Here is a 20535-nt window from a genome sequence, read left to right as displayed (position 1 = left end):
CAGTGGGCCATGCGATAATGCCGGGAATCGCACGATGACGGAGGCAACATGATGTTGATGCAGGCGACAACAATTCTAAACGGGCAGACCCGCTGATGGCGCCGGTCAAGGTCGATCCCGACAAGGTCAGGGAATTCCCCGACGCCGACAGTTTTTACGCCTGGCTCGGCCAGCACCATGCCACGGAAACCGAAGTGTGGATCAAGGTGCACAAGGTGGGGTCGGGACTGAAATCGATCACGCCGAAGGAAGCGATCGACGTCGTGCTGTGCTTCGGCTGGATCGACGCGGTGCGCAAGGGATTGGACGAGAACAGTTTCCTGCAGCGCTACACACCGCGCGGCAAAAAGAGCATCTGGAGCAAGATCAACGTCGACAATGTGGCGCGGCTGGTCGAGGAGGGCCGCATGACCGCGCATGGGCTGAGGGAGGTCGAGGCGGCCAAGGCCGACGGGCGCTGGGCGCGCGCCTATGGCAGCGGCAAGGAGATGAAAATCCCCGACGATCTGCAAGCGGCGATCGACGCCGAGCCGGCGGCGAAGGCGATGCTGGAAAAACTCAGCGCGCAGAACCGCTTCTCGCTTGCCTTCCGCACCCACAACATGAAGACCGAGGCTGGCCGCAAGAAGAAGATCGAGACCTTCGTGGCGATGCTGAAGCGCGGCGAGACGATCTATCCGCAAGGCAAGAAATAGGGGTCCTCGGGCGCGGGAATGCGGGTCGATGGCTCGGGCGGCAAGGGTGCCGACGACGCCATGAAGATATCGCCGCGGACGGCCTGGACAAGAAAGTCGAGGACTGTCGTCACACGCAACGGTATATTCCGGCGGGATGGGTAGACGACGTTGATCGGCAGGCGCGTCGGCGAAAAATCCGGCATCAGCTTGACCAGCCTGCCTGCTTCGATGTCCGCCCCGACCAGAATGTGGGAGAGCACCGCAAGCCCGGCTCCTCCCAGTGTCGCGCGATGAACGGCCATCGAATTGTTGGCGACAAGACGCGGCTCGATGCGCAGGACAACGTCGTCCGCTCCGCTTGAGAACGACCACGAACGGCCGTCGCCGGCACGGCTGTAGCAAATGCAGGCGTGATCCTTGATGTCTTGCGGCGTTCGCGGTGAGTCACGTCCCTTGAGATAGCTTGGCGAGGCAACCAGAAAGGCTGTCGTCCAGCCGATCCGGCGGCACACCAGGCTGCTGTCGCCGGCCGGCCCGAGGCGCACCTCGAGATCGATCGCGTTGGCGATGAGGTCCGAAGGCTCGTCCCGAAAGATCAGCTCGACACCCAGCGCCGGATGGCTCTCCAGCAGCCCCGCGAGGCGGTCGCCGATGAACAGGCCGAGCGGCGTGGGCAGGCTCAGCCGCACTTTTCCGGAGACTGTTGCCGTTTCGGCGCCGCTGGCCTGGCCGAGCGCGTCGACCGCTTCGAGGACGCGCAGCGCCATAGGCAACATCTGTTCACCCTCCGCCGTCAAGGCGAGCGCGCTCGTCGTGCGGTGCAGAAGGCGCGTCTTGAGATGCGCTTCCAGCGCCGAGACCTGCCGCGACACTGCCGGCTGCGTCAGATCGAGGTCGAGCGCAGCCGCCGAGAAGGATTTTGTCTGCGCCACCCGCAGGAACGTTCTCAACGCCGATACGACGTCCATCCTCGCCCTCATACTTTTCGACATAAGCCTTATGTCCGCATCCTAGGCGGATGGCGCTTTACTGTCCAGATATTACGGATATTTATTATCCTTAAGGACATAAGATATCCTCAAAAAAGGAGAGACCATGACACAGCGCCTCAACGCCGCCCAGCAATCGCCTGAACTGTTCAAGAAGCTCCTCGATTTCAGCATGGCCGAGGCACACAGCGCCATCGAGGAGAAGACCCGCGACCTCGTCCACATCAGGGCATCCCAGATCAATGGCTGCGCCTTCTGCCTCGACATGCATGTGAAGGAAGCCACGATCCACGGCGAGAGCGAGTTGCGCCTCCATCATCTCGCCGTCTGGCGGGAATCACCCCTTTTCGTTCCTCGTGAGCGGGCTGCCCTTGCCTGGACCGAAGCCGTCACCAAGCTCGCCGAAGGCGGTATTCCGGACGAACTCTATGAGCGCGTGCGCGGGCAGCTTTCGGAAAAGGAGATTTCCGACCTGACCTTCTCGGTCATGGCCATCAACGCCTGGAACCGTGTCAGCGTCGCCTTCAAAACCGTGCCAGGCTCCGCGGACAAGCTCTACGGCCTCGACAAGGCTGGCCTGAACTAAAACCCTTCCTTTCGGCTGACCATCAATCGACGCGGCGCGAGATCGCGGCCGCAAACGGAGACCATCATGAAAATCGTCATCATCGGAGGCACCGGCCTCATCGGTTCCAAGACCACTGAACGCTTGCGCAAGCAGGGCAGCGAGGTGATCGCCGCCGCGCCGAACACCGGCGTCAACACCATCACCGGCGAAGGCCTGCGGGAGGCACTCGAAGGCGCCGAAGTGGTGATCGACCTCGCCAACTCCCCTTCCTTCGAGGACAAGGCATCGATGGACTTCTTCACCACGTCAGGCCGCAACCTGCTCGCCGCCGGCAAGGCTGCGGGCGTCAGGCACCATATCGCGCTCTCGGTTGTCGGCACCGAACGCCTGCAGGACTGCGGCTATTTCCGCGCCAAGCTCGTCCAGGAAAATCTGATCAAGGCGTCCGGCATTCCCTACACCATCGTTCATTCGACACAGTTCATGGAGTTCCTGGCCGGCATCGCCAAGTCGGGCACGGTCGGCGAGGCCGTGCACCTGTCGCCGGCCTATGTACAGCCCATCGCGTCCGACGACGTCGCCGATGTGATGGCCGGGGTCGCGCTCGCCGCGCCGATCAACGGCATGATCGAGATCTCGGGGCCCGACCGTGTGCGGATGAGCGAACTCGTCGCCCGCTACCTCAAGGCTGTCGGCGATCCTCGCGAGGTCGTGGCCGATCCGGAGGCGCTCTACTTCGGCGCGAGGCTGAACGACACTTCGCTGGTCTCCGACGACAATCCGCGCCTTGGCCACATCACGTTCGAGCAGTGGTTCGCCGCCTCGGCGCGGAAATCACCGCCGGCAAACGCGGCGGCCTAGGCCCGGGATACCGCTCAATGGAAAAAGGAGTTTTCAAATGATCAAGTCAATCGTCGCCGCCCTCGTCGTGACGGCAGCCCTGGCCGGCCCGGCCGGCGCCACGCAAGCCCCTCGCACTGGCGAGAAGGCGGCCAAGGTCACCCTTGTCTATGAGCATGAACTGCCGAATGTTCCGGGCAAGAGCATCAAGGGCATCCTCGTCGAATATGGTCCCGGCGGTTACTCGCCGGCGCATACCCATCCGAGTTCGGCCTTCATCTATGCGACGGTTCTGGAAGGCTCGATCCGCAGCCAGGTCAATGACGACCCGGCCAAGGTCTACAAGGCCGGCGAGAGCTTTTCGGAGATGCCGGGCGATCGCCACAGCGTGAGCGAGAACGGCAGCAAGACGAAACCCGCAAAGCTGCTGGCTGTCTTCGTGGTCGATACCGCGCAGAAGGAACTGACCTATCCGGTCAAGAAGTAGGCGCAGCGGCCGGACGCCATTCCTGGCGGCCGGCCCTGCCAGCAAATTCAATCCTGTCGGAGGACCCATGTTCGGCGATCATCTGGCTCTGGTCCTGATCAACCTTCTGGGGCTCGTCGGCATTGCCGTGTGGTATTTCCAGGGCCGTGGGCGGCCCATGGCGCGCCTGATCGTCCAGATCCTGTTCTTCGCCGGCATGACGGCGGTGCTCGGCTTCAGCGATATCCTGCCGCATTGGATGGGCGAGGCGGATCTACAAGGCTCCGGCGCATATCTGGCGAAGTCGGCGCGCGTCCTCTGGTGGACGCATCTTGCCTGGACGCTTGTCGGCTTTGTGCGCCTTTACATCGTTCTGGAGCACCGACCGCAAGAGGCGCGCCTGCTCCAGGACCTTGTCGTCGCCGCCATCTATCTCGGCGTGGCGCTGTCGATAACAGGCTTCGTCTTTGGCGCTCCCATCGGAACGCTGGCGGCAACGTCGGGCGTGGTTGCGATCATTGTCGGGCTTGCGCTGCAGAATACGCTTGGCGACGTCTTCTCCGGTATTGCGCTGACGCTGGGCCGACCCTTCACGCTCGGCGACTGGATCATGCTGAGCGACGGCACGGAAGGACGTGTCGTCGAGACAACTTGGCGTTCCACGCATCTGCTTACGGGTGCGAACAATATCGTCGTCCTGCCAAACAGCGTGTTGGCGAAGCTGAGCCTGACCAATCTCAGCCGTCCCGACGAGAGGCAGCAATTGACCCTGGCCGTGCGGCTTGCGGCCACGCACGCGCCGCACGTCATCGAGGAGGCCATGCATGCGGCTCTGCGGAACTGCCAACGGATCGTCAAGGAGCCGGCACCGCTTGTCGCGCTCAAGGAGATCGACGCGGCGGCCATCGGGATGGACCTGCTTTTTTGCGTCGCCGGTCCGGGCGACCGGTTGCTTGCGAGGAACGAGGTGATCGACCTTGTCCATCGTCATTGCGAGGCGAACGGCCTGTCGCTTGCGATGTCGCCCCAAAGCTACGCCATCATGCTGCCGGCGACGGCAGGCCAGCCGCTGGCGCGGATCATGCGTTAATGCTCACCCGGCGCGCTCCAGTACCCATTCGAAGCTGTTTTTCCAGAGCTCCGCCGGAATCTCCTGCGCCAGCGCTTCGGTGAGGTCGGAAAGCCTGACACCGCGCAATTTTGCCCGCCAGGCTTCGTCAGCTTCCCACATGATGCGCGACACCGCGCAAGGGCCGCTTTCACAATAGCCCTGAGGGCGGCACGGGTTGTTTGCACGGATGTTGCTGCACACAAACGTACGCGCCTTGCCCTCCACCGCCTCCACGATGTCCAGGAAGGTCAGTTCGGCCGGTGTCCGTGCCAGCCGGTATCCACCCGAAGGGCCGAGCGTCGTATGAACGAGGCCTGCCTGCGACAGGCTTTGCAACGCCTTGGAAAGATATTCCTTGGGAAGGCCGTGGAATTCGGCAAGCGCCTTTGTGGAGAGATAGCGTCCCTCGGGCAGACCGGCGAGAATGGCGCAGCAGTGCAGTGCCCATTCGACTTGGCTTTTCAGGATCATCCACGGGTTCCGGGTCGATGGCGACCAACTCTATTAAGGATATGAAATATCCCTATTCTGCCATGGTGTAAACAGACAGGTTCTGGTGGGAGGGTTCAGCCGTTGTCGTCCCAACGCGGCTTGTTGGCGTGATAGGCGCAACGGCGCTATCCCGGGGGCTGGAAGTACAGGGCCTAAGCGCCGGAATGCGGGTCGATGCCGTAGGGATGGACGGGGTAGCCGGGTCCGATGGCGCATCGTCTCCCGCTGACATGGCGGGTGGACGAAGGGCGGCATGGCGGCTACCTTTTCGAGCCCGCGATCAGATCGCGCGGCGCAACGGGTCGCCGGGAGTTGTGCTGTTGAGAAGTGTTGCTTCGTGGCCGATGGCGCTGATCATCATGGCCGTGGCCGCGTGTGTCGGGGCGGGCGCCGCCGTCGCCCAGACACAAACGCCCGCCGACCTGCCTTTGCCGTCGGACGTGGCATCGAAGGACATATCGGTCGGAATGAAGGTCGCGCCGCCCTTCGCCTTCAAGCTGCAGGACGGCACCTGGTCCGGATTGAGCATCGACCTCTGGCAGAAAATAGCCGGGCGGCTCAACCTGCGCTTCCACTATGTCGAAGTGCCTGGCGTGCAGGACCAGATCGATGGCGTTGTCGGCGGCAAGTTCGATGTGGCGATGGCCGCGATCACGGTCACGGCCGACCGCGAAAAGACTGTCGACTTCACGCAGCCCTTTTTCACGACCGGGCTCGGCATCGCCACACCGCTCAACAGCCAGCCGTCGTGGCGGCCGATTTTGCGCGCGCTGACCTCGTTCGGCTTCCTGCAGGCGGTGCTGGCGCTGATCGTCATCTCGGTCGTGGTCGGCGTGCTGATCTGGATGTTCGAACGCCGCCACAATGACGATTTCGGCGGCGGCGTCGCCAAGGGCCTGTTTTCCAGCATGTGGTGGTCGACGATTGCCGCGACCCAGGCCAGCACCGGCGATTTCGGTCCGCGAACCGTGCCGGGACGCGTGCTCGCCGCGCTCTGGATGATGGGATCGATCATCGCCATCGCGGTGTTCACCGCGGGCGTCACATCGGTGCTGACCGTGACGCAGATGGAAGGCATGGTGCAGGGCGAAAGCGACCTCGGCACGGTCAGGGTCGGCGCCGCGCGGAATTCCTCGACCGCGTCCTATCTGGATTCGACCCATATCCGGCATCAGGACTTTGCCACCGTCCAGCAGGGCCTGGACACGCTGCGCGCCGGCAAGATCGATGCGCTGGTCCACGACAAGCCGCTGCTTGGCTGGCTGGTCGGACAGAACTATGGCGCGAGCCTGCAGGTCCTCGACGCGACGTTCGACCAGCAGCAATATGCCATCGCACTGCCGCTCGGCAGCCGGCTGCGCAAGCCGCTCGATGTCGCCCTGCTGCAAACCTTGGAAAGCGACTGGTGGAAACAGGCCGTCTTCCATTATCTGGGCGAGAAATAGGCTGTCGGCATGAGAAGGGCGGACCGCTCGCGGCATTGCGCGCAAGAAAAGCCGCCCTTTTTTAGGACTGGTTTTCTGGGATGATGGCTGCCGTCACTGGTTGAGGTCGACTGGTGTCACACCAAGCAGCTTCAGGGCGTTGGCGTAAGTCCGGATCCCTTGCGCCTGCTTGCTCTCGGCACAGAACCGGTTCGCCCTGTCCTGCAGTGCCGTCGCCTGCGCGATCTGGCTCGCACTGGCGCCGGGTTCGGCCTTGGTCCGGATGGCGCCGTCGAGCTGAAGACCGAGCCGGCTGCAATATTCGCTGCGGGTGACCGCCGCCTCCGCGCCCGACTGCGCGACGGCAAGCATGGCAAGCGACATGCCTGTCAGGGCACCCATCCATCCGGCCGAACGTCGTTGCATTGCAGGCGAGATCCCCTTGCGTTGTCTGGCGGCCGCAGCCCGGCCGCCACGGGATGGTTATCGCAGACGATCTTTTCGCCAGTTTTTCCCGGATGTTGAATCTTGTTTCTGAAGTGTGTCTGGAGGCCGGGTTCACACTTCGTCGGCGTCGAACAGCAGCATCGTCAGATCGTCGTCACCTGGGGCCAATATCCGCCGGTCGGCGGCACAGGCAACGCCGACTTCGCTGGCGAACGCGGCACGGATGTCGTCGAGACTGTCGAAATACAATGTCCCTACCAGATACGGCATCTCGCCCACCGAAAGCTTGACGATCGGCCGCCTGCTGACATCGTAGCGCCGCAGGCCGGGAAGCTTTTTGGCCAGCGGTATATGAACGTCGAAATAGTGCCGGTCGAAGGCGGCCGGATCGGCCGGGGTTTTGTAGATCACGAGCATCTTGGCCATTGCCATGGTCCTGTCCTGTTGGCGTTGCTGGTCGGGCCGTGCGGGCCGCCGCTCCAAAGTCGTTCGACGAAGGTGGATTTCGACAAGCGAATGATTTTTGACCGCGCGGCTGGAAAGCCGACCTTGGGCGGCCTATCGGCGCGCCGCCGTTCGCGCATACCCGCTGCGGCGCTTCTGCCTCTTCCCCCGGCACTGTCATTCGCGTAAGGGCGCGGGCAAATCCCTTCCATTCGGCTTGAGCCTCCCGGAACTATCATGATCAGACTTGAAAACATCGGCAAGCAGAATGGCCGTCAGCTTGTCTTCATCGAGGCGTCGGCCTCGCTGCAGAAGGGCGAGAAGATCGGCCTTGTCGGGCCCAACGGCGCCGGCAAGACGACTTTGTTTCGCATGATCACCGGCCAGGAGCAGCCCGACGAGGGCCAGGTGCAGGTCGATCGCGGCGTCACCATCGGCTATTTCAGCCAGGATGTCGGCGACATGGCGGGCCACAGCGCGGTGGCCGAGGTGATGAACGGCGCCGGACCGGTGAGCGAGGTGGCGGCCGAGATGGCGGAGCTCGAGGCCGCGATGGCCGATCCCGACCAGGCCGACCGGATGGACGAGATCATCGAAAAATATGGCGAGGCGCAGCACCGCTTCGAGGAGCTCGACGGCTATGCGCTCGACGGACGCGCGCGCGAAGTGCTCGACGGTCTCGGCTTTTCCCAGGAGATGATGGACGGCGATGTCGGCAAGCTGTCGGGCGGCTGGAAGATGCGCGTGGCGCTGGCCCGCATCCTTTTGATGCGGCCCGACGTCATGCTGCTCGACGAGCCGTCGAACCATCTCGACCTGGAAAGCCTGATCTGGCTTGAGCAGTTTTTGAAGGGCTATGACGGCGCGCTGCTGATGACCTCGCACGACCGCGAGTTCATGAACCGCATCGTCAACAAGATCGTCGAGATCGATGCCGGCTCGCTCACCGCCTATTCCGGCAATTACGAATTCTACCAGCAGCAGCGGGCGATCGCCGACAAGCAGCAGCAGGCGCAGTTCGAGCGCCAGCAGGCCATGCTGGCCAAGGAGATCGCCTTCATCGAGCGCTTCAAGGCGCGCGCTTCCCATGCCGCGCAGGTGCAGAGCCGGGTGAAGAAGCTCGACAAGATCGACCGCGTCGAGCCGCCCAAGCGCCGCCAGGTGGTGAATTTCGAGTTCCAGCCGGCGCCGCGCTGCGGCGAGGATGTCGTGACCTTGAAGAACGTGCACAAGGCCTATGGCAGCCGCACCATCTATGAAGGGCTCGATTTTCAGGTCCGCCGCCGCGAACGCTGGTGCATCATGGGCGTCAACGGCGCGGGGAAATCGACGCTGTTGAAGCTGGTGGCCGGCGCCTCCGACCCCGACACCGGCACGGTGGCGCGGGGGCCGAGCGTGAAAATGGGCTATTTCGCCCAGCACGCCATGGAGTTGCTCGAAGGCGAGCGCACCGTGTTCCAGACGCTGGAAGACAATTTTCCGCAGGCCGGCCAAGCGCCGCTACGGGCACTTGCCGGCTGTTTCGGCTTTTCCGGCGACGAGATCGAGAAGAAATGCCGGGTGCTGTCGGGCGGCGAGAAGGCGCGGCTGGTGATGGCGCTGATGCTGTTCGACCCGCCCAACCTGCTGGTGCTGGACGAGCCGACCAACCACCTCGACATCACCACCAAGCAGATGCTGATCGAGGCGCTGTCGCAGTATGAAGGTACGATGCTGTTCGTCTCGCACGACCGGCACTTCTTGGCCGCCCTGTCGAACCGCGTGCTGGAGCTGACGCCCGAAGGCATCCACACCTATGGCGGCGGCTACACCGAATATGTCGAGCGCACCGGACAGGAAGCGCCGGGCCTGCGGAGCTAAGCAGGTAGGGGGCGGGCGCCTTCTCCGAACCGTGGCTTAAAGCAGTCCGTGTTTCCTGAATTCGGCCTGCTCGTCCCCGCTGATCCAGCCGAACACCTTCAGCTTGCCGTCACGCCTTTCCAAGAGATAACTGACCTCGAAATCAATGGTAATGAGCGCCGCCTTCTTTTTCTGGTACTCCCCGGCCCATTGCACCTTTGCCACGCAGTGGTCTTGATCGATCGGCGTCACGGACACGTCCTTGCACGTCATCTTCCTGGCGCCGATTGCCCTGTAGCCCTCGAAGCCCTTCTTCATGATTTCGATCAGTTGCTTGCCGTTTTCGCCGGCCATGACCGCGCCAGGGGTGACGGAGATGAAGGCGGACGAATAGATGTCGGCGACATCCCTCAAATCGGCTTCGGGCAACAGCGCGTCATTGTAGAATTCCGCATAGGCCGCGAAGAATTTCGCGACCTCCATTTCGGCAATCATCGTCTTGCTCTCCCCTGAACCGCCGGTTCGCTGTTTCACAAAACGGTGAACAGCTCGACGCAATTCCGGACGGGAAAGGACGCTCCTATCTCAGCGAGATGGCCAGCCCGCTCAGGTCGGCGTTGACCTGCAGGCCCACCTGTTTGCCCGAGAGTTCGAGCTGGGCGCCCTTGTCGTTTGTCATCACGATCACCTGGGCGCCTTTGCCGAGCGTGCCGCCGCCGCCGGCCGCGCCGTAGACGCCGGTCACGTCCCGCGCGCGCCTGATGTGGCGCACGGTGCCGCGGAAATAGGTCTTGGAGACGCCGAAGGCGAGGCCGCCCGAGACGCCGCCGATCGAGATGGGATAGCTTTTACCATGGAAGGTGAACGTCCCTTCGCCACCGGAGCCGCCGACGAAGAACGCCGCCTTGTAGACGGAGAAACGGATCGTGCCGCTGTCGGCATGCGCGGCGCTGGCCAAGCTGACGCCCACGGTGGCGATGGCGGCAACGGCGATTGAACGAAATCCGGATGAAATTTTCATGACGAGAGCTCCTCAAAGATCGCCGCTTATCCATCGGCCTGGTACGACGCATATCAAAGTCTTAGCAGAACAGTCTTGCCCCGGCTTTGGTTCCAAGCACAACTTTTCGTTTCGATCCAATCGCGGCTTTTGGATGACTGACGACGGATGACCGTTTCTGGCGCGAACCAGACATCGTGTCCGAACACATTTTCGCTATCGACACACAGCGGTCGATTTTCGTAAAGGGCGAATGGCGGTGTTGGCCGGCGACCTGCCCATCGGGCCATGTCCTTGTGGGGTGGGAGATCCGTGTGCTGTCCACAAAGGTTGGGAAAGGCTTCGGGATGAGAATTGCGATGGGGCTTGCAATGTCCGCGTTAGCCGCGACGATGGCTGGATGCGCGACCTCTCCGGTCGACTATGGAGCCTCGCTTTCGCAGCAGGACCAGAAATGGGCGACGCCGCAATGCCAGCAAGCCCGGGCGGCGGCTTCGGACTACGCGGTCCGCGAAAAAACGCATCCGGGCTGGGAATTCGTCGCCCTTGGCCCCTATGGATTGGGAATCATAGCGGCCACCAAGGAGCAGGAGCACAAGCAGCGAAAGCGGCTCGCCCGCGACGTGCATCTGCAATGTTCGAGCCTGCCGCTGCCGCAGGAATTGCAGGGCGACCTGGGGCCTGCCGGCCCAGACAAGGCGAAATATCCATAACCGGGAACGAGTGCGGATACGATCCTCGACGGAAAATCGTTACGTTTTCCTGCGCTAGCGCAGGAGTCCTTCCGCCTCGAACGTGTCCCAGCCTTCGAGCTTTGGCGCATCGTCAGAGCCCGAATTTCTGGTCTTGCGGGCGTTGCCCGACCGCTTGCCGGCTCGCGTCAGTGCGGCCTTGCCGGCGGCGCGCCGTCTGTTCTCGGACGCTTCCTTCGCATCTTCCTCCCGCCAGGCGGTCGCCAGGTCACGGTCGAGAACGTCCTCGATGTGCCGTGGATCGAAGACGTGGAAGGTCACGGCCTTGGATCGCCCGCGCATCTTCACGGTGCGCGTGCCGATGCTTTTCAGGCGACCATCCCTGAGCCATTTGTGGCGCTCGCGTGAGGAAATGGTGAGAATGTCCTCGGCCTCGCGCGGCAGCACGGCCAGCGCTTCGATCCCTTCCAGTGTCCTGGCAATGGTTGCCGAGGCGGCCCGAAACGCATCCGCGTCGGTCTGCACCATGCGCAACACGATGCGGCCTGTCTCGGCCTTGGCGAATTTCCTCACCGTCCAAGGCAGCCTGGCCCGAACCTCGCGTTCGATCCCCTTCAAGCGCATGGAGGACCCCAGTGTCGCCGACGGCGGGAGCGGCCATTCGGCGACCATTGACGCGGTACCCGTGCCTTGCTGGGATGCGCGACCAGCGTTCGTCGCGATTGCCGCCGCGATGCCGCTCAGGATGTTCCGCAGGGGGCCGCGCTGCTTGGCTGCAGTTTTCATGTCTCATTTTCGCTCATCAGATGCCTGCCGTGGAACGATCATTCGCACAACAGACAACCGAAATCAGGCTCAATCAGTTCCCTGGCCATGCGCATTCCCGAGGCGCTGATCACACTTCTCCTCGTCCCATCGACGCCCGATCGACCCTTGGAATGCACTTGGTCCGAGTCGGCGGGCGATCCTATTAACTTGAGGCGGTGTGTTGAGGGAGGGCGCCCTGGACTGCGCGGCCAGCGATAAGCAAGAAATCCGGTGCCGCTTTTGGCAAACACATCGTCCGCTGTTCCAGGATAATGTGCTGGCTGAATAAGCTTGAGACAAGGCGGTTTCGAACAACAATGGCCAGGCGGTTTGCGTTTCTCTTGGTTCGCGACTTCACCCTGTCGCCGCTGTCGCTGTTCATCGACACGCTGCGGCTGGCGGGCGATGAGGGTGATCGCAGCCGCAGGATAGAGTTCGACTGGGAGATCGTCGGCGAACGCGGCCTGCCGATCCGGGCGAGTTGCGGCGTCGAATTGCTGCCGACCGGGGGGATCGGCAATCCGGAGGACTTCGACAATGTCGTCGTGGTCGGCGGGCTGCTCGACACCAACCGCAGCCTGAGTTCCGAGAAGGAGGCGTTCCTGTTGCGCGCCGCCGGCAAGGGGGTGCCGCTGACGGCGCTCTGCACGGGCAGCTTCGTGCTCGCGCGCTACGGCCTGCTCGATGGCTATAGCGCCGCCGTCAGCTGGTTCCACATCAAGGATTTCCGCAGCCGGTTCCCGGAGGTGAACGCTCATGCCGACAGCCTGTTTACCGTCGACCGGGGCCGCTCGACATGCGCCGGTGGCACCGGCGCCGCCGACCTTGCCGGCCACTTCGTGTCCCAGTTCATCGGCCAGAAGGCGGCTGAAAAGGCCGCCAAGATCCTCGTCCTCGACCGGATCAGAAGCAGCAGGGACGTGCAGCCCGTGGGCGACTTGTTTCCTGGTGCGTCGAGCCGGGCGGTGAAACGCGCTTTGCTGTTGATGGAGAGCAACCTCCAGGAGACGCTGTCGGTCGCCGAGATCGCAAGCCGCCTGAACTGCTCGCGGCGCCAGCTCGAACGGCTCTTCGGATCGGAACTGGGCATCGGCCCAATGGCCGCCTATCTGGCGCTCAGGGTGCATCATGCGAAGTCGCTGCTGGAAGGCAGCGACCTGCAGATCGGCGACATCGCCTACCGCTGCGGCTTCACCAATGCCGGCCATTTCAGCCGCGTGTTCCGCCAGCAGACCGGCATCACGCCAACGCATCTCAGGCATCCAAACCGCATGCCGGGCGGAGCCATGATACAATGAAGTCCGCAACGTGACGTGCGGGGTCTAGGAAATCCGCCGCCCGCTGTCGTCGAGCAGGACGCAGCCCTCCGGGTCGAATCCGAGGTCGATCGCCTCGCCTTCGCGAAGCACGCGGCCAGTGATCGGCGTGTTGGCGCGGAGGCTGGTCTTGCCGCCGATGTCGATCTCGTAGATTGCGCTGCCGCCCAGATACGAGGCCGAGACGACGCGGCCAGTGAGCCGGTTGCCGCTCGTCCCAGCGCCGAGCGAAAATTTCTGCGGCCGCACCACGACAGTGACCTTGCTGCCGTCGGCAAGCGGCCTTGGACAAGCCACGCTGATCGTCTGGCCGGTGCCAAGCACCACCGCCTGGCCGGACCTGCTCACGGTTCCGGCAAGCATGTTGGCCTTGCCGAGGAAGTCGGCGACAAAGGCGGTGGCCGGCGTCTCATAGACCTGCTCCGGAGTGCCGATCTGCTCCACCGCGCCCGCGTTCATCACCACGATGCGATCCGACATGGAGAGCGCTTCCTCCTGGTCGTGCGTGACGAAGATGGCGGTGATGCCGGTTTCCTTCTGGATCTTCTTGATCTCGACGCGCATCTCCTCGCGCATGTTGGCGTCCAGCGCCGACAGCGGCTCGTCCAGCAGCAAGACCTGCGGCTCGAAGACGATGGCGCGGGCAAGCGCGATGCGCTGCTGCTGCCCGCCCGACAGCTGCGAGGGCAGCTTCTTCTCGCTGCCCGGCAGCCGCACCATCTCGAGCGCCTTGCCGACCTTGCGGGCGATCTCAGGCTTCGGCACGTTGCGGTATTTCAGGCCGAAGGCGACGTTGTCGAACACGTTCTTGTGCGGGAACAGCGCGTAGCTCTGGAAGACCAGCCCGATGTTGCGTTTGTAGATCGGGATATCATCGACCCGCCGCCCATCGATCATGATCTGGCCGCCCGAAATGTCGACCAGGCCGGCGATGGAGCGCAGGATCGTGGTCTTGCCGCAGCCCGAGGGCCCGAGCAGGGTGACGAAGCTGCCCTTGCGGATCGAGAGCGAGAAATCGCGCACCGCGACGAACTTGCCGTAGGCGATGTCGATGTCGCGGAACTCGACCGCCGGGCTGTCTGCCTTGGCGGCCGCGCTCGCGCCGGCTGCCCCGGCCAGGACAGGCCGGGGATGGAATGTCATGTCCTGGCTGTCAGGCACCTTTGGAGATCCTGTTCCACTGCTTGGTCCAGGCGTCCTCGTTGGTCGCCCAGTAGGTCGGATCGGCGAAGGTCAGCGACTTCATCGTGCCCGTCTTGTCGAACGCCGGCAGCTTCTCGATCTTCTCGGTCAGCTTGACCTTGTTGGGGTCGAGCGACGGCGGATAGCTCTGGCCCTCTGCCACCGCGATCGAGGTCGCCGGGTCGAGCATGAAGTTGATGAGCTCCTCGCACTCGGCCATCGGCGAGCCCTTCAGGATCAGCATGTCCTCCATCCAGGCATAGGAGCCGGCCGGATCGAGATAGCCGATCGGGTGGCCCTGGTCCTGCAGCGCGGCGACGCGGCCCGACCAGGCATCGGTCACCACGATCTCGCCCTTGGAAAGCAGATCCATCAGCTCCGCGCCGGAGCTCCAGAACTTCTTGGCGAGGTCGCGCGTCTCGCGCACCTTGGCCCAGATGGCGTCCATGTCCTTGAGATTGTTGGGATCCTGCCCGGTGGCGAGCGCCGCGTACCAGACCCGCGTCGTCATGTCGGAATAGCCGCCGACCTTGCCGGCGTATTTCTTGTCGAGCAGCAGTGCCGCGCCCTTTTCCTTGGCTTCCTCCGGCGAGATCACCTTGGTGTTGTAGGCGATACCCGTCGTGCCATAGTCATAGGGCACGGCCGAAAGCTTCGGCGTCAGCTTGCGGAACGGCTCGATCATCGGCTGCAGCACGTTGGCCATGTTGGGAATGTTGGCCTCGTTGATCTCCGAGGTCAGGCCGGCGTTCACATATTTGATGTAATAGTTGACGCCCGAGGAATGGATGACCTGGTAGTCGCCGGGCTTGGCGGTCTTGATCTTGGTGATGATCTCGTCCTCGTCGCCGAACGTGCCCTGGACCACCTTGATCTTGGTCTTGGTCGTGTAGGGCTGGAAGGCGAACTTGTCGATCGCGTCCTGCACCGTGCCGCCCCAACCGTCGAAGCGGACCTCCTGGACCGCGGCGAGCGCCCGGCCCATCCAGGGCATGGAAAGGCCCGCCGAGGCTGCCGCGGCGGCGGTCAGCGTCAGGAAGGTGCGGCGGCTCAAATCGCCATTGGCATATCGGTCGTGCAGTCGTTCCAACCGCTTTGTGGTGGTCAGTTTCATTGTGTTTCCTCCTTTGGTTCGCCACGTCGTCTCAGTTTTGTCAGGCTTTGCAGGATCAGGCCGCCGATCAGCGGGATGCCGACGGTCACCAGGATCATCACGGTGCCGAGCGCGTTGATTTCCGGACTGATCGAGATCTTGAGCATGGAAAGGATCTGGGTGGGCATGGTTTCGACGCCTGCCGGCCGCCAGAACAGGCTGGCCGAAGTGTTGTCGAACGAGATGGTGAAGGCGAGCAGCGCGCCGCCGACCACGGCCGGGATGAGCAGCGGCAGCGTGATCTCGCGGAAGGACGAGAAGCGCGAGGCGCCAAGCGACAGTGCCGCCTCCTCATAGACGCGCCGGATGCCGATCATGCGCGCCTGGGCGATCAGCACGACATAGGGCACGGCAAGCAGGATATGGCCGAGCACCAGGAGCAGCATGGTTCTGGGCTGGTCGACGGCCTTGATCAGCACCAGCAGGCCGACGCCGAGGATTGTTTCGGGCACCAGCGCCGGCAGGATCACCAGCGTGCTCAGCGCCTGCTTGCCGCGAAATTCGAAGCGCACCAGGGCAAACGCCGTGGTGACCCCGATGGCGGTGGTGACGATGGCGGTGACCAAGGCGATCCACAAGGACGTGCGGAAGGCGGCCAGCACCGCGTCGTTGGCCATCAGCTTGCCGTACCATTGCAGGCTGAAGCCGGTCATCGGGAAGCCGCCGAACATCGAGGCGTTGAACGACAGGATCACTGTCGCCACGATCGGCGCGAACATGAAGATATAGACGCAGACCGTGACGAAGCCGGTCAGCCGCCAGGCCCATCTGCCTTCCTGCTTGCGCCGGGTCCCGCTCATCCGCCAAGCCCCGTCATCCACCCAGTCCTTTGACGATCTGCGACATGCCCATGTAGCGCGTGTAGACGGCGGCGAAGACGCCGAGCACGATGAACAGCACGATCGAAAGCGTGGCGCCCATCGGCCAGTTCAGCTCGCCCATGATGGTGTCGTAGATCAGGTTGCCGAACAGCGCGTCGCGGCCCGAACCGAGGAGCTGCGGCGTCACATAGCTGCCGGCGGCCAGCACGAAGCAGAGCAGCAGGCCCGCCGCGAGGCCGGGCAGCGACAGCGGCAGCGTGACCTCGCGGAACGCCTGCGCGCTCGTGCAACCCATCGAGCGGGCCGCCGAAATCAATGTGCGATCAATGCTCTCCAGGCTGACATAGACGTTGAGGATCATGTAGGGCAGCAGGAAGTGCAGCATGCCCAGGATGACCGCGCCTTCATTGTAGAGCATCGGCAGCGGCTCGTTGATGATGCCCAATTTCAGCAGCGCGACGTTGATGACGCCCTGTTCGCCCAGGATGTTGATCCAGGAGAAGGTGCGGATGGTGAAGCTGATCCAGAACGGCACGATCAGCAGTAGCAAGAGCAACCATTTGTGCCTGAAGGTCGTGGCCCAGATGAAATAGGCGGGGAAATAGCCGAGCACGCCGCAAAGCAGCGCCGTGATGGCGCCGACCCGCAGCGTCTTCACAAGGAAGCCGGAATAATAGCTGTCGGTGAGGAATTCGTGCCAGTTCGCGGTCGTCAGCGCGCTCGTTTCCACGCCGGCGGTGACGAAGGTGAAGAAGGTATAACCGGCCATCACGGCGATCGGCAGGACCAGGAAAAAGATCAGCAGCAGGAGCACCGGCGCGACGAGCATCCAGGCCAGCCGTGGATCATACAATGTCCATCGTCGTTTCATGAGCACCCGGACGTTCGCGCCTTCTTGGAAGCGCTTATTTTGTTCCCGGCGCCAAGATTGGGTGATTGCAAGCGCGATGTCTACAGTGGGCGATTGAGCCAGTGGATTTCAGCCCGTTCCCTGCTGGGATAGACGCCAATTTTTCGGCGGACGGGGTCGCTGCGCAACCCCGTCTTGCACCCTCGAGCGATAAACACGTCGAGAACAGGTGGCCAGCGCGCCTCAGCCCTTCGAGATACCCCGCGTGATCAGGCGGGCAAGGCGCTCGGAAAACGCCCTGGCGTCGGCCGGCTTGTCGCCGTCGAGCACGCGCGCCTCGTCGTAGAGAAGGTGGGCGGCATCGTCCTTGAAGGCCTGCTCGTCGTCGCCGAGGCTGGCGAGCGCCCGGACGCGCTCGTGGCGGGGGTTGATCTCGAGGATCGGCTTGGCCGTCTTGTCGAGGCGTCCGGCGGCGTTGAGCAGCCGCTCGAACTGCCGGTCCGGTCCATGTTCGGGCGCTACCAGGCAGACCGCGCTTTCGGTCAGGCGGTCGGAAGGCTTCACATCCGACACGGCGTCGCCAAGTGCTGCCTTGACGAAGGCGAGGAAGCCGTCGACTTCGGGCGTAGCCGTGGTGTCCGGCCTCTTCGCCTCGTCGAGCAAGGGAATGTCGGAAAGTTCGGCCACGCCCTGCGTCACCGACTTGAACGGCTTGCCGTCGAATTCCGGCGCCATCGACGTCCAGAAACTGTCGACCGGGTCGGTGAGCAGCAGCACCTCGATGCCGCGCGCCTTGAAACCTTCGAGCTGCGGCGAGGCTTCGAGCCGGGCGCGGTCGTCGCCGGCCATGAAGAAGATCGCCTTCTGGCCTTCCTTCATTGCGCTGGCATAGTCGGCAAGGCCGCGCCAGCCTTCGCCCGAGGCCGTCGAGCGGAAGCGGGCGAGCTTCAAGAGCTGCTCGCGCCGCTCATGGTCCTCGTAGAGCCCTTCCTTGAGGACGACGCCGAAGTTCTCCCAGATTTTCGCATAGGCCTCGGGCTCGTTCTCGGCCAGCTTCGAGAGATCGCCGAGCACGCGGTTGGTCAGGCCCTTGCGGATCGCGGCCAGCAACGGGCTTTCCTGGATCATCTCGCGCGAGACATTGAGCGGCAGGTCGGCGGAATCGACCAGCCCGCGCATGAAGCGCAGATAGCGCGGCAACAAATCGGCATCGTCGGTGATGAAGACGCGGCGCACATAGAGCTTGATGCGGCCCTTGCGGTCCTGGTCGAAGAGGTCGAAGGGACGCGAGCCGGGCACGAAGGCGAGCACTGAGTATTCCTGCCTGCCTTCGGCGCGGAAATGGATGGTGGCGGCCGGCTCGTCATACTGGCCGGCGAGGCTACGGTAGAAATCGGTATATTCCTCGGGCTTGATCTCGCTTTTCGGCCTCACCCAAAGGGCCGTGCCATCGGCAATGTCGCGCGCCTCGGCACCGGGTTTCTCGACGAGCGTGATCGGCACGGGCACGTGGCCCGACTGCGACTTGGCCAGCTGCTCGAGCCGGTAGGAGCCGGTGTAGGACACGGCGTCGTCCATCAGATGCAGCACGACGCGGGTGCCGCGCCTGGGAGCGGCTTCGAGCGGGGAGGGCGCGATCTCGTAGGACCCCTTGCCGTCGGACGACCAGCGCCAGGCCTCGTCGCTTCCCGCGAGGCGGCTGATGACGTCGACGCGGGTCGCCACCATGAAGGCGGAGTAGAAGCCGACGCCGAACTGGCCGATGAGCTGCGTGTCTTCGCTGGCATTGCCGGCGCCGACGCGCTCGATGAAGGCGCGTGTACCCGAGCGCGCGATCGTGCCCAGCGCCTCCGTCATGTCGTCGCGGCTCATGCCGATGCCGTTGTCCTCGACGATGATCTCCTTGCTGTCGGGATCGGCTGAGATCGAGATACGCGGCTTGGGGTCATCGGCCAGCAATTCCGGATGACTGACGGCCTCGAAGCGCAGCTTCTCGCAGGCATCGGCGGCGTTGGAAATCAGTTCGCGCAGGAAGACGTCCTTATCGGAATAGACCGAGTGCACCATCATGTGCAGCAGCCGCGAAACATCCGCCTCGAATGCCTTGGTTTCCGTCGCTTTCGTGTCTGTCGTCATTCCAATTTTCCCACACTGTTCATTCGCCCGCCGCGCCGGGGCGCGTTCAGGACTTCCTTTCAACCATTTTTTGCGGTGCTGGCAACTGCGTTCCGCAGGGCCAGCGCGCCGACGATATGGTGGTGGCGTGCTGGGGCAACAAGAGGGCGCTGGCGCTGACGCTGCCAATCTCCCCCCTTGTGGGGGAGATGCCCGGCAGGGCAGAGGGGGGCGCTGTCCCGCCGACTTAACCTATTTGCTGGACTCAGCGGTGGGCGCTCCTTCCAAAGGGTACAGCAATCCGACGCTATCAGACGTCAGCGGGCAGCGCCCCCCTCTGGCCTGCCGGCCATCTCCCCCACAGGTGGGGAGATTGGCAGCGTCCGCGCCGCGCTTACTTCCCCGCCATATGGTCGGCAAGCGCCTGCGCCTGGGCAAGCAGTGTGGGGAAGACGGGGTTGTCAGGCAGGCTCTTGCCCATGCAGGCGCGGAAGTCGCTGTCGCCTTTCGCCCAGGCGGCGTCGGCGGCATCGGATGTGGTTTCGTCGCTGTCGCCGGTGGCCTGCTTGACCAGTTTCTGGGCTGCGGCGTCGGCGGCGGTCCAGACCGCGTCGCAGGCCGCGATCTTCGGGACGGGGGGTGTCGCCGGCGCCTCGGCGATCATGACGCTGTTGCCCTTGACGAGCGTGACGACGACCTCCTGGTCGTAGTTCGGCCCGACATCCTGTGCCCAGCCGCCGAGGCGGGCGATCGCCATGTCGGCGCCCTCAGGCGTCTTCAGCTTGAAGTCGAGCGTGCCGGTGAAGGCGGCGTCGCTGCCGATGGCCTGGGTGTAGAAGGCATCGAGCTTCAGCGCCCTGTCGAAGCTGGTGGGCAGTTTGAGATCGGCGTCGGTCTCGGCGGCGCGTGACTGCAGCCAGCGCTCGACCAGCCCGCGCGTCGACGCCACGATGCTGGGGCCGTCCTCGGTGCCGTGGCGCAGCCCGTCCAGCATGCCGAATCCGACATCGGAGGAACTGAGGCTTTCGATGTTGATCGTGCCGGCCGCCGGGAAATCCGTGACCGTGAACGGTCCCAGAAGCGTGGAAAGGCGCTGTTCGAGATCGGCGCGGGCCTTGTCATTGGCCGCATCGAGCGTTTCCACGGGAGCGTTGGCGCTTTCCATCGCGGCGATGGCCGATATCGCCTTGTCGCGCGCGGCGATGTAGTCGTCCTCCGGCGAAGCCGCATAGGCCGCACCGCTCGCCAGCGCCAACACCAAAGTCCAGACCAGACGCATCGTGGAACCTCCGTTTTTACAAG

The 20535-nt window shown here is 63.6% G+C and carries 22 protein-coding genes; 9 read left to right on the top strand and 13 right to left on the bottom strand.

Annotated elements, in window-relative coordinates:
* The first annotated feature begins 95 nt into the window (after nt 1-95).
* Complete coding sequence (locus EN845_RS11490) at nt 96-695, top strand: YdeI family protein (protein ID WP_127870251.1); 600 nt, start codon at nt 96-98, stop codon at nt 693-695.
* On the opposite strand, the gene EN845_RS11485 is transcribed toward EN845_RS11490, so the two are convergent.
* Nucleotides 674-1645 carry a LysR family transcriptional regulator gene (locus EN845_RS11485; RefSeq protein WP_127870252.1) on the bottom strand — a complete coding sequence of 324 codons (972 nt, stop codon included), beginning with the start codon at nt 1643-1645 and terminating at the stop codon, nt 674-676. The two genes, EN845_RS11490 and EN845_RS11485, sit on opposite strands and share 22 nt — an antisense overlap.
* A gap of 127 nt (nt 1646-1772) precedes the next feature.
* On the opposite strand from EN845_RS11485, the gene EN845_RS11480 reads away from it, so the two are divergent.
* The 4 genes from EN845_RS11480 to EN845_RS11465 all read left to right on the top strand — a co-directional run bounded on the left by EN845_RS11480 (nt 1773) and on the right by EN845_RS11465 (nt 4630).
* On the top strand, nt 1773-2252 hold the full coding sequence (locus tag EN845_RS11480) for a carboxymuconolactone decarboxylase family protein (RefSeq protein WP_127277672.1): 480 nt from the start codon (nt 1773-1775) through the stop codon (nt 2250-2252).
* 66 nt (nt 2253-2318) lie between these two features.
* A complete protein-coding gene (locus EN845_RS11475) occupies nt 2319-3095 on the top strand; it encodes an SDR family oxidoreductase (protein WP_127870253.1) in 777 nt (258 codons plus the stop codon).
* A 37-nt stretch (nt 3096-3132) separates the two neighbouring features.
* Entirely contained in the window at nt 3133-3561 is a 429-nt protein-coding gene (locus EN845_RS11470; protein ID WP_127277671.1) for a cupin domain-containing protein, read from the top strand.
* A gap of 67 nt (nt 3562-3628) precedes the next feature.
* Nucleotides 3629-4630: a mechanosensitive ion channel family protein gene (locus EN845_RS11465; RefSeq protein WP_127870254.1), complete on the top strand. Its 1002-nt coding sequence runs from the start codon at nt 3629-3631 to the stop codon at nt 4628-4630.
* Between the two features lie 3 nt (nt 4631-4633).
* Here the strand turns inward: EN845_RS11465 and EN845_RS11460 are convergent, their stop codons facing one another.
* Entirely contained in the window at nt 4634-5122 is a 489-nt protein-coding gene (locus EN845_RS11460; protein WP_127870255.1) for an Rrf2 family transcriptional regulator, read from the bottom strand.
* 341 nt (nt 5123-5463) lie between these two features.
* On the opposite strand from EN845_RS11460, the gene EN845_RS11455 reads away from it, so the two are divergent.
* Nucleotides 5464-6588 (top strand): transporter substrate-binding domain-containing protein, encoded by a 1125-nt coding sequence (locus EN845_RS11455; RefSeq protein WP_245511717.1) that lies wholly within the window; start codon nt 5464-5466, stop codon nt 6586-6588.
* A 93-nt stretch (nt 6589-6681) separates the two neighbouring features.
* Here EN845_RS11455 and EN845_RS11450 read toward each other — a convergent pair whose 3' ends face one another.
* Together EN845_RS11450 and EN845_RS11445 are read right to left on the bottom strand one after the other, a co-directional pair.
* Nucleotides 6682-6969 carry a hypothetical protein gene (locus EN845_RS11450; protein WP_127870416.1) on the bottom strand — a complete coding sequence of 96 codons (288 nt, stop codon included), beginning with the start codon at nt 6967-6969 and terminating at the stop codon, nt 6682-6684.
* 156 nt (nt 6970-7125) lie between these two features.
* Complete coding sequence (locus EN845_RS11445) at nt 7126-7440, bottom strand: EthD family reductase (protein WP_127870256.1); 315 nt, start codon at nt 7438-7440, stop codon at nt 7126-7128.
* A 255-nt stretch (nt 7441-7695) separates the two neighbouring features.
* Between EN845_RS11445 and EN845_RS11440 the strand changes: the two genes are divergently transcribed.
* Entirely contained in the window at nt 7696-9318 is a 1623-nt protein-coding gene (locus tag EN845_RS11440) for an ABC-F family ATP-binding cassette domain-containing protein (RefSeq protein ID WP_127870257.1), read from the top strand.
* Between the two features lie 36 nt (nt 9319-9354).
* On the opposite strand, the gene EN845_RS11435 is transcribed toward EN845_RS11440, so the two are convergent.
* Together EN845_RS11435 and EN845_RS11430 are read right to left on the bottom strand one after the other, a co-directional pair.
* The gene (locus EN845_RS11435) at nt 9355-9792 is read right to left on the bottom strand and encodes a nuclear transport factor 2 family protein (protein WP_127870258.1); all 438 of its coding nucleotides are present in this window, start codon (nt 9790-9792) and stop codon (nt 9355-9357) included.
* An 85-nt stretch (nt 9793-9877) separates the two neighbouring features.
* Nucleotides 9878-10318 (bottom strand): hypothetical protein, encoded by a 441-nt coding sequence (locus EN845_RS11430; RefSeq protein ID WP_127870259.1) that lies wholly within the window; start codon nt 10316-10318, stop codon nt 9878-9880.
* A gap of 326 nt (nt 10319-10644) precedes the next feature.
* Here EN845_RS11430 and EN845_RS11425 point away from each other — a divergent pair, with 326 nt between their 5' ends.
* Entirely contained in the window at nt 10645-11010 is a 366-nt protein-coding gene (locus EN845_RS11425; RefSeq protein WP_127870260.1) for a hypothetical protein, read from the top strand.
* Nucleotides 11011-11064: 54 nt separating this feature from the next.
* On the opposite strand, the gene EN845_RS11420 is transcribed toward EN845_RS11425, so the two are convergent.
* A complete protein-coding gene (locus tag EN845_RS11420) occupies nt 11065-11775 on the bottom strand; it encodes a hypothetical protein (RefSeq protein ID WP_127870261.1) in 711 nt (236 codons plus the stop codon).
* A 338-nt stretch (nt 11776-12113) separates the two neighbouring features.
* Between EN845_RS11420 and EN845_RS11415 the strand changes: the two genes are divergently transcribed.
* Nucleotides 12114-13094, top strand: coding sequence for a GlxA family transcriptional regulator (locus tag EN845_RS11415; RefSeq protein WP_127870262.1), 981 nt, complete (start codon nt 12114-12116; stop codon nt 13092-13094).
* 24 nt (nt 13095-13118) lie between these two features.
* Here EN845_RS11415 and EN845_RS11410 read toward each other — a convergent pair whose 3' ends face one another.
* From EN845_RS11410 to EN845_RS11385, 6 genes are all read right to left on the bottom strand, one after another.
* Entirely contained in the window at nt 13119-14273 is a 1155-nt protein-coding gene (locus EN845_RS11410; RefSeq protein WP_127870263.1) for an ABC transporter ATP-binding protein, read from the bottom strand.
* A complete protein-coding gene (locus EN845_RS11405; protein ID WP_127280705.1) occupies nt 14266-15408 on the bottom strand; it encodes an ABC transporter substrate-binding protein in 1143 nt (380 codons plus the stop codon). The genes EN845_RS11410 and EN845_RS11405 overlap by 8 nt, the downstream gene beginning before the upstream one ends.
* Complete coding sequence (locus EN845_RS11400) at nt 15405-16247, bottom strand: ABC transporter permease (RefSeq protein ID WP_127870264.1); 843 nt, start codon at nt 16245-16247, stop codon at nt 15405-15407. Before EN845_RS11400 ends, EN845_RS11405 begins: the two co-directional genes overlap by 4 nt.
* Before the next feature lie 13 nt (nt 16248-16260).
* Entirely contained in the window at nt 16261-17097 is an 837-nt protein-coding gene (locus tag EN845_RS11395) for an ABC transporter permease (protein ID WP_245511716.1), read from the bottom strand.
* 264 nt (nt 17098-17361) lie between these two features.
* Nucleotides 17362-19254 (bottom strand): molecular chaperone HtpG, encoded by a 1893-nt coding sequence (htpG, locus tag EN845_RS11390; RefSeq protein WP_127870266.1) that lies wholly within the window; start codon nt 19252-19254, stop codon nt 17362-17364.
* Nucleotides 19255-19627: 373 nt separating this feature from the next.
* Nucleotides 19628-20512 (bottom strand): hypothetical protein, encoded by an 885-nt coding sequence (locus tag EN845_RS11385; protein WP_127870267.1) that lies wholly within the window; start codon nt 20510-20512, stop codon nt 19628-19630.
* Nucleotides 20513-20535: the final 23 nt, after the last annotated feature.

Source organism: Mesorhizobium sp. M8A.F.Ca.ET.202.01.1.1, from assembly GCF_004791595.1.
Classification (GTDB): domain Bacteria; phylum Pseudomonadota; class Alphaproteobacteria; order Rhizobiales; family Rhizobiaceae; genus Mesorhizobium.
This window is presented reverse-complemented; position numbering and strand designations above follow the sequence as displayed.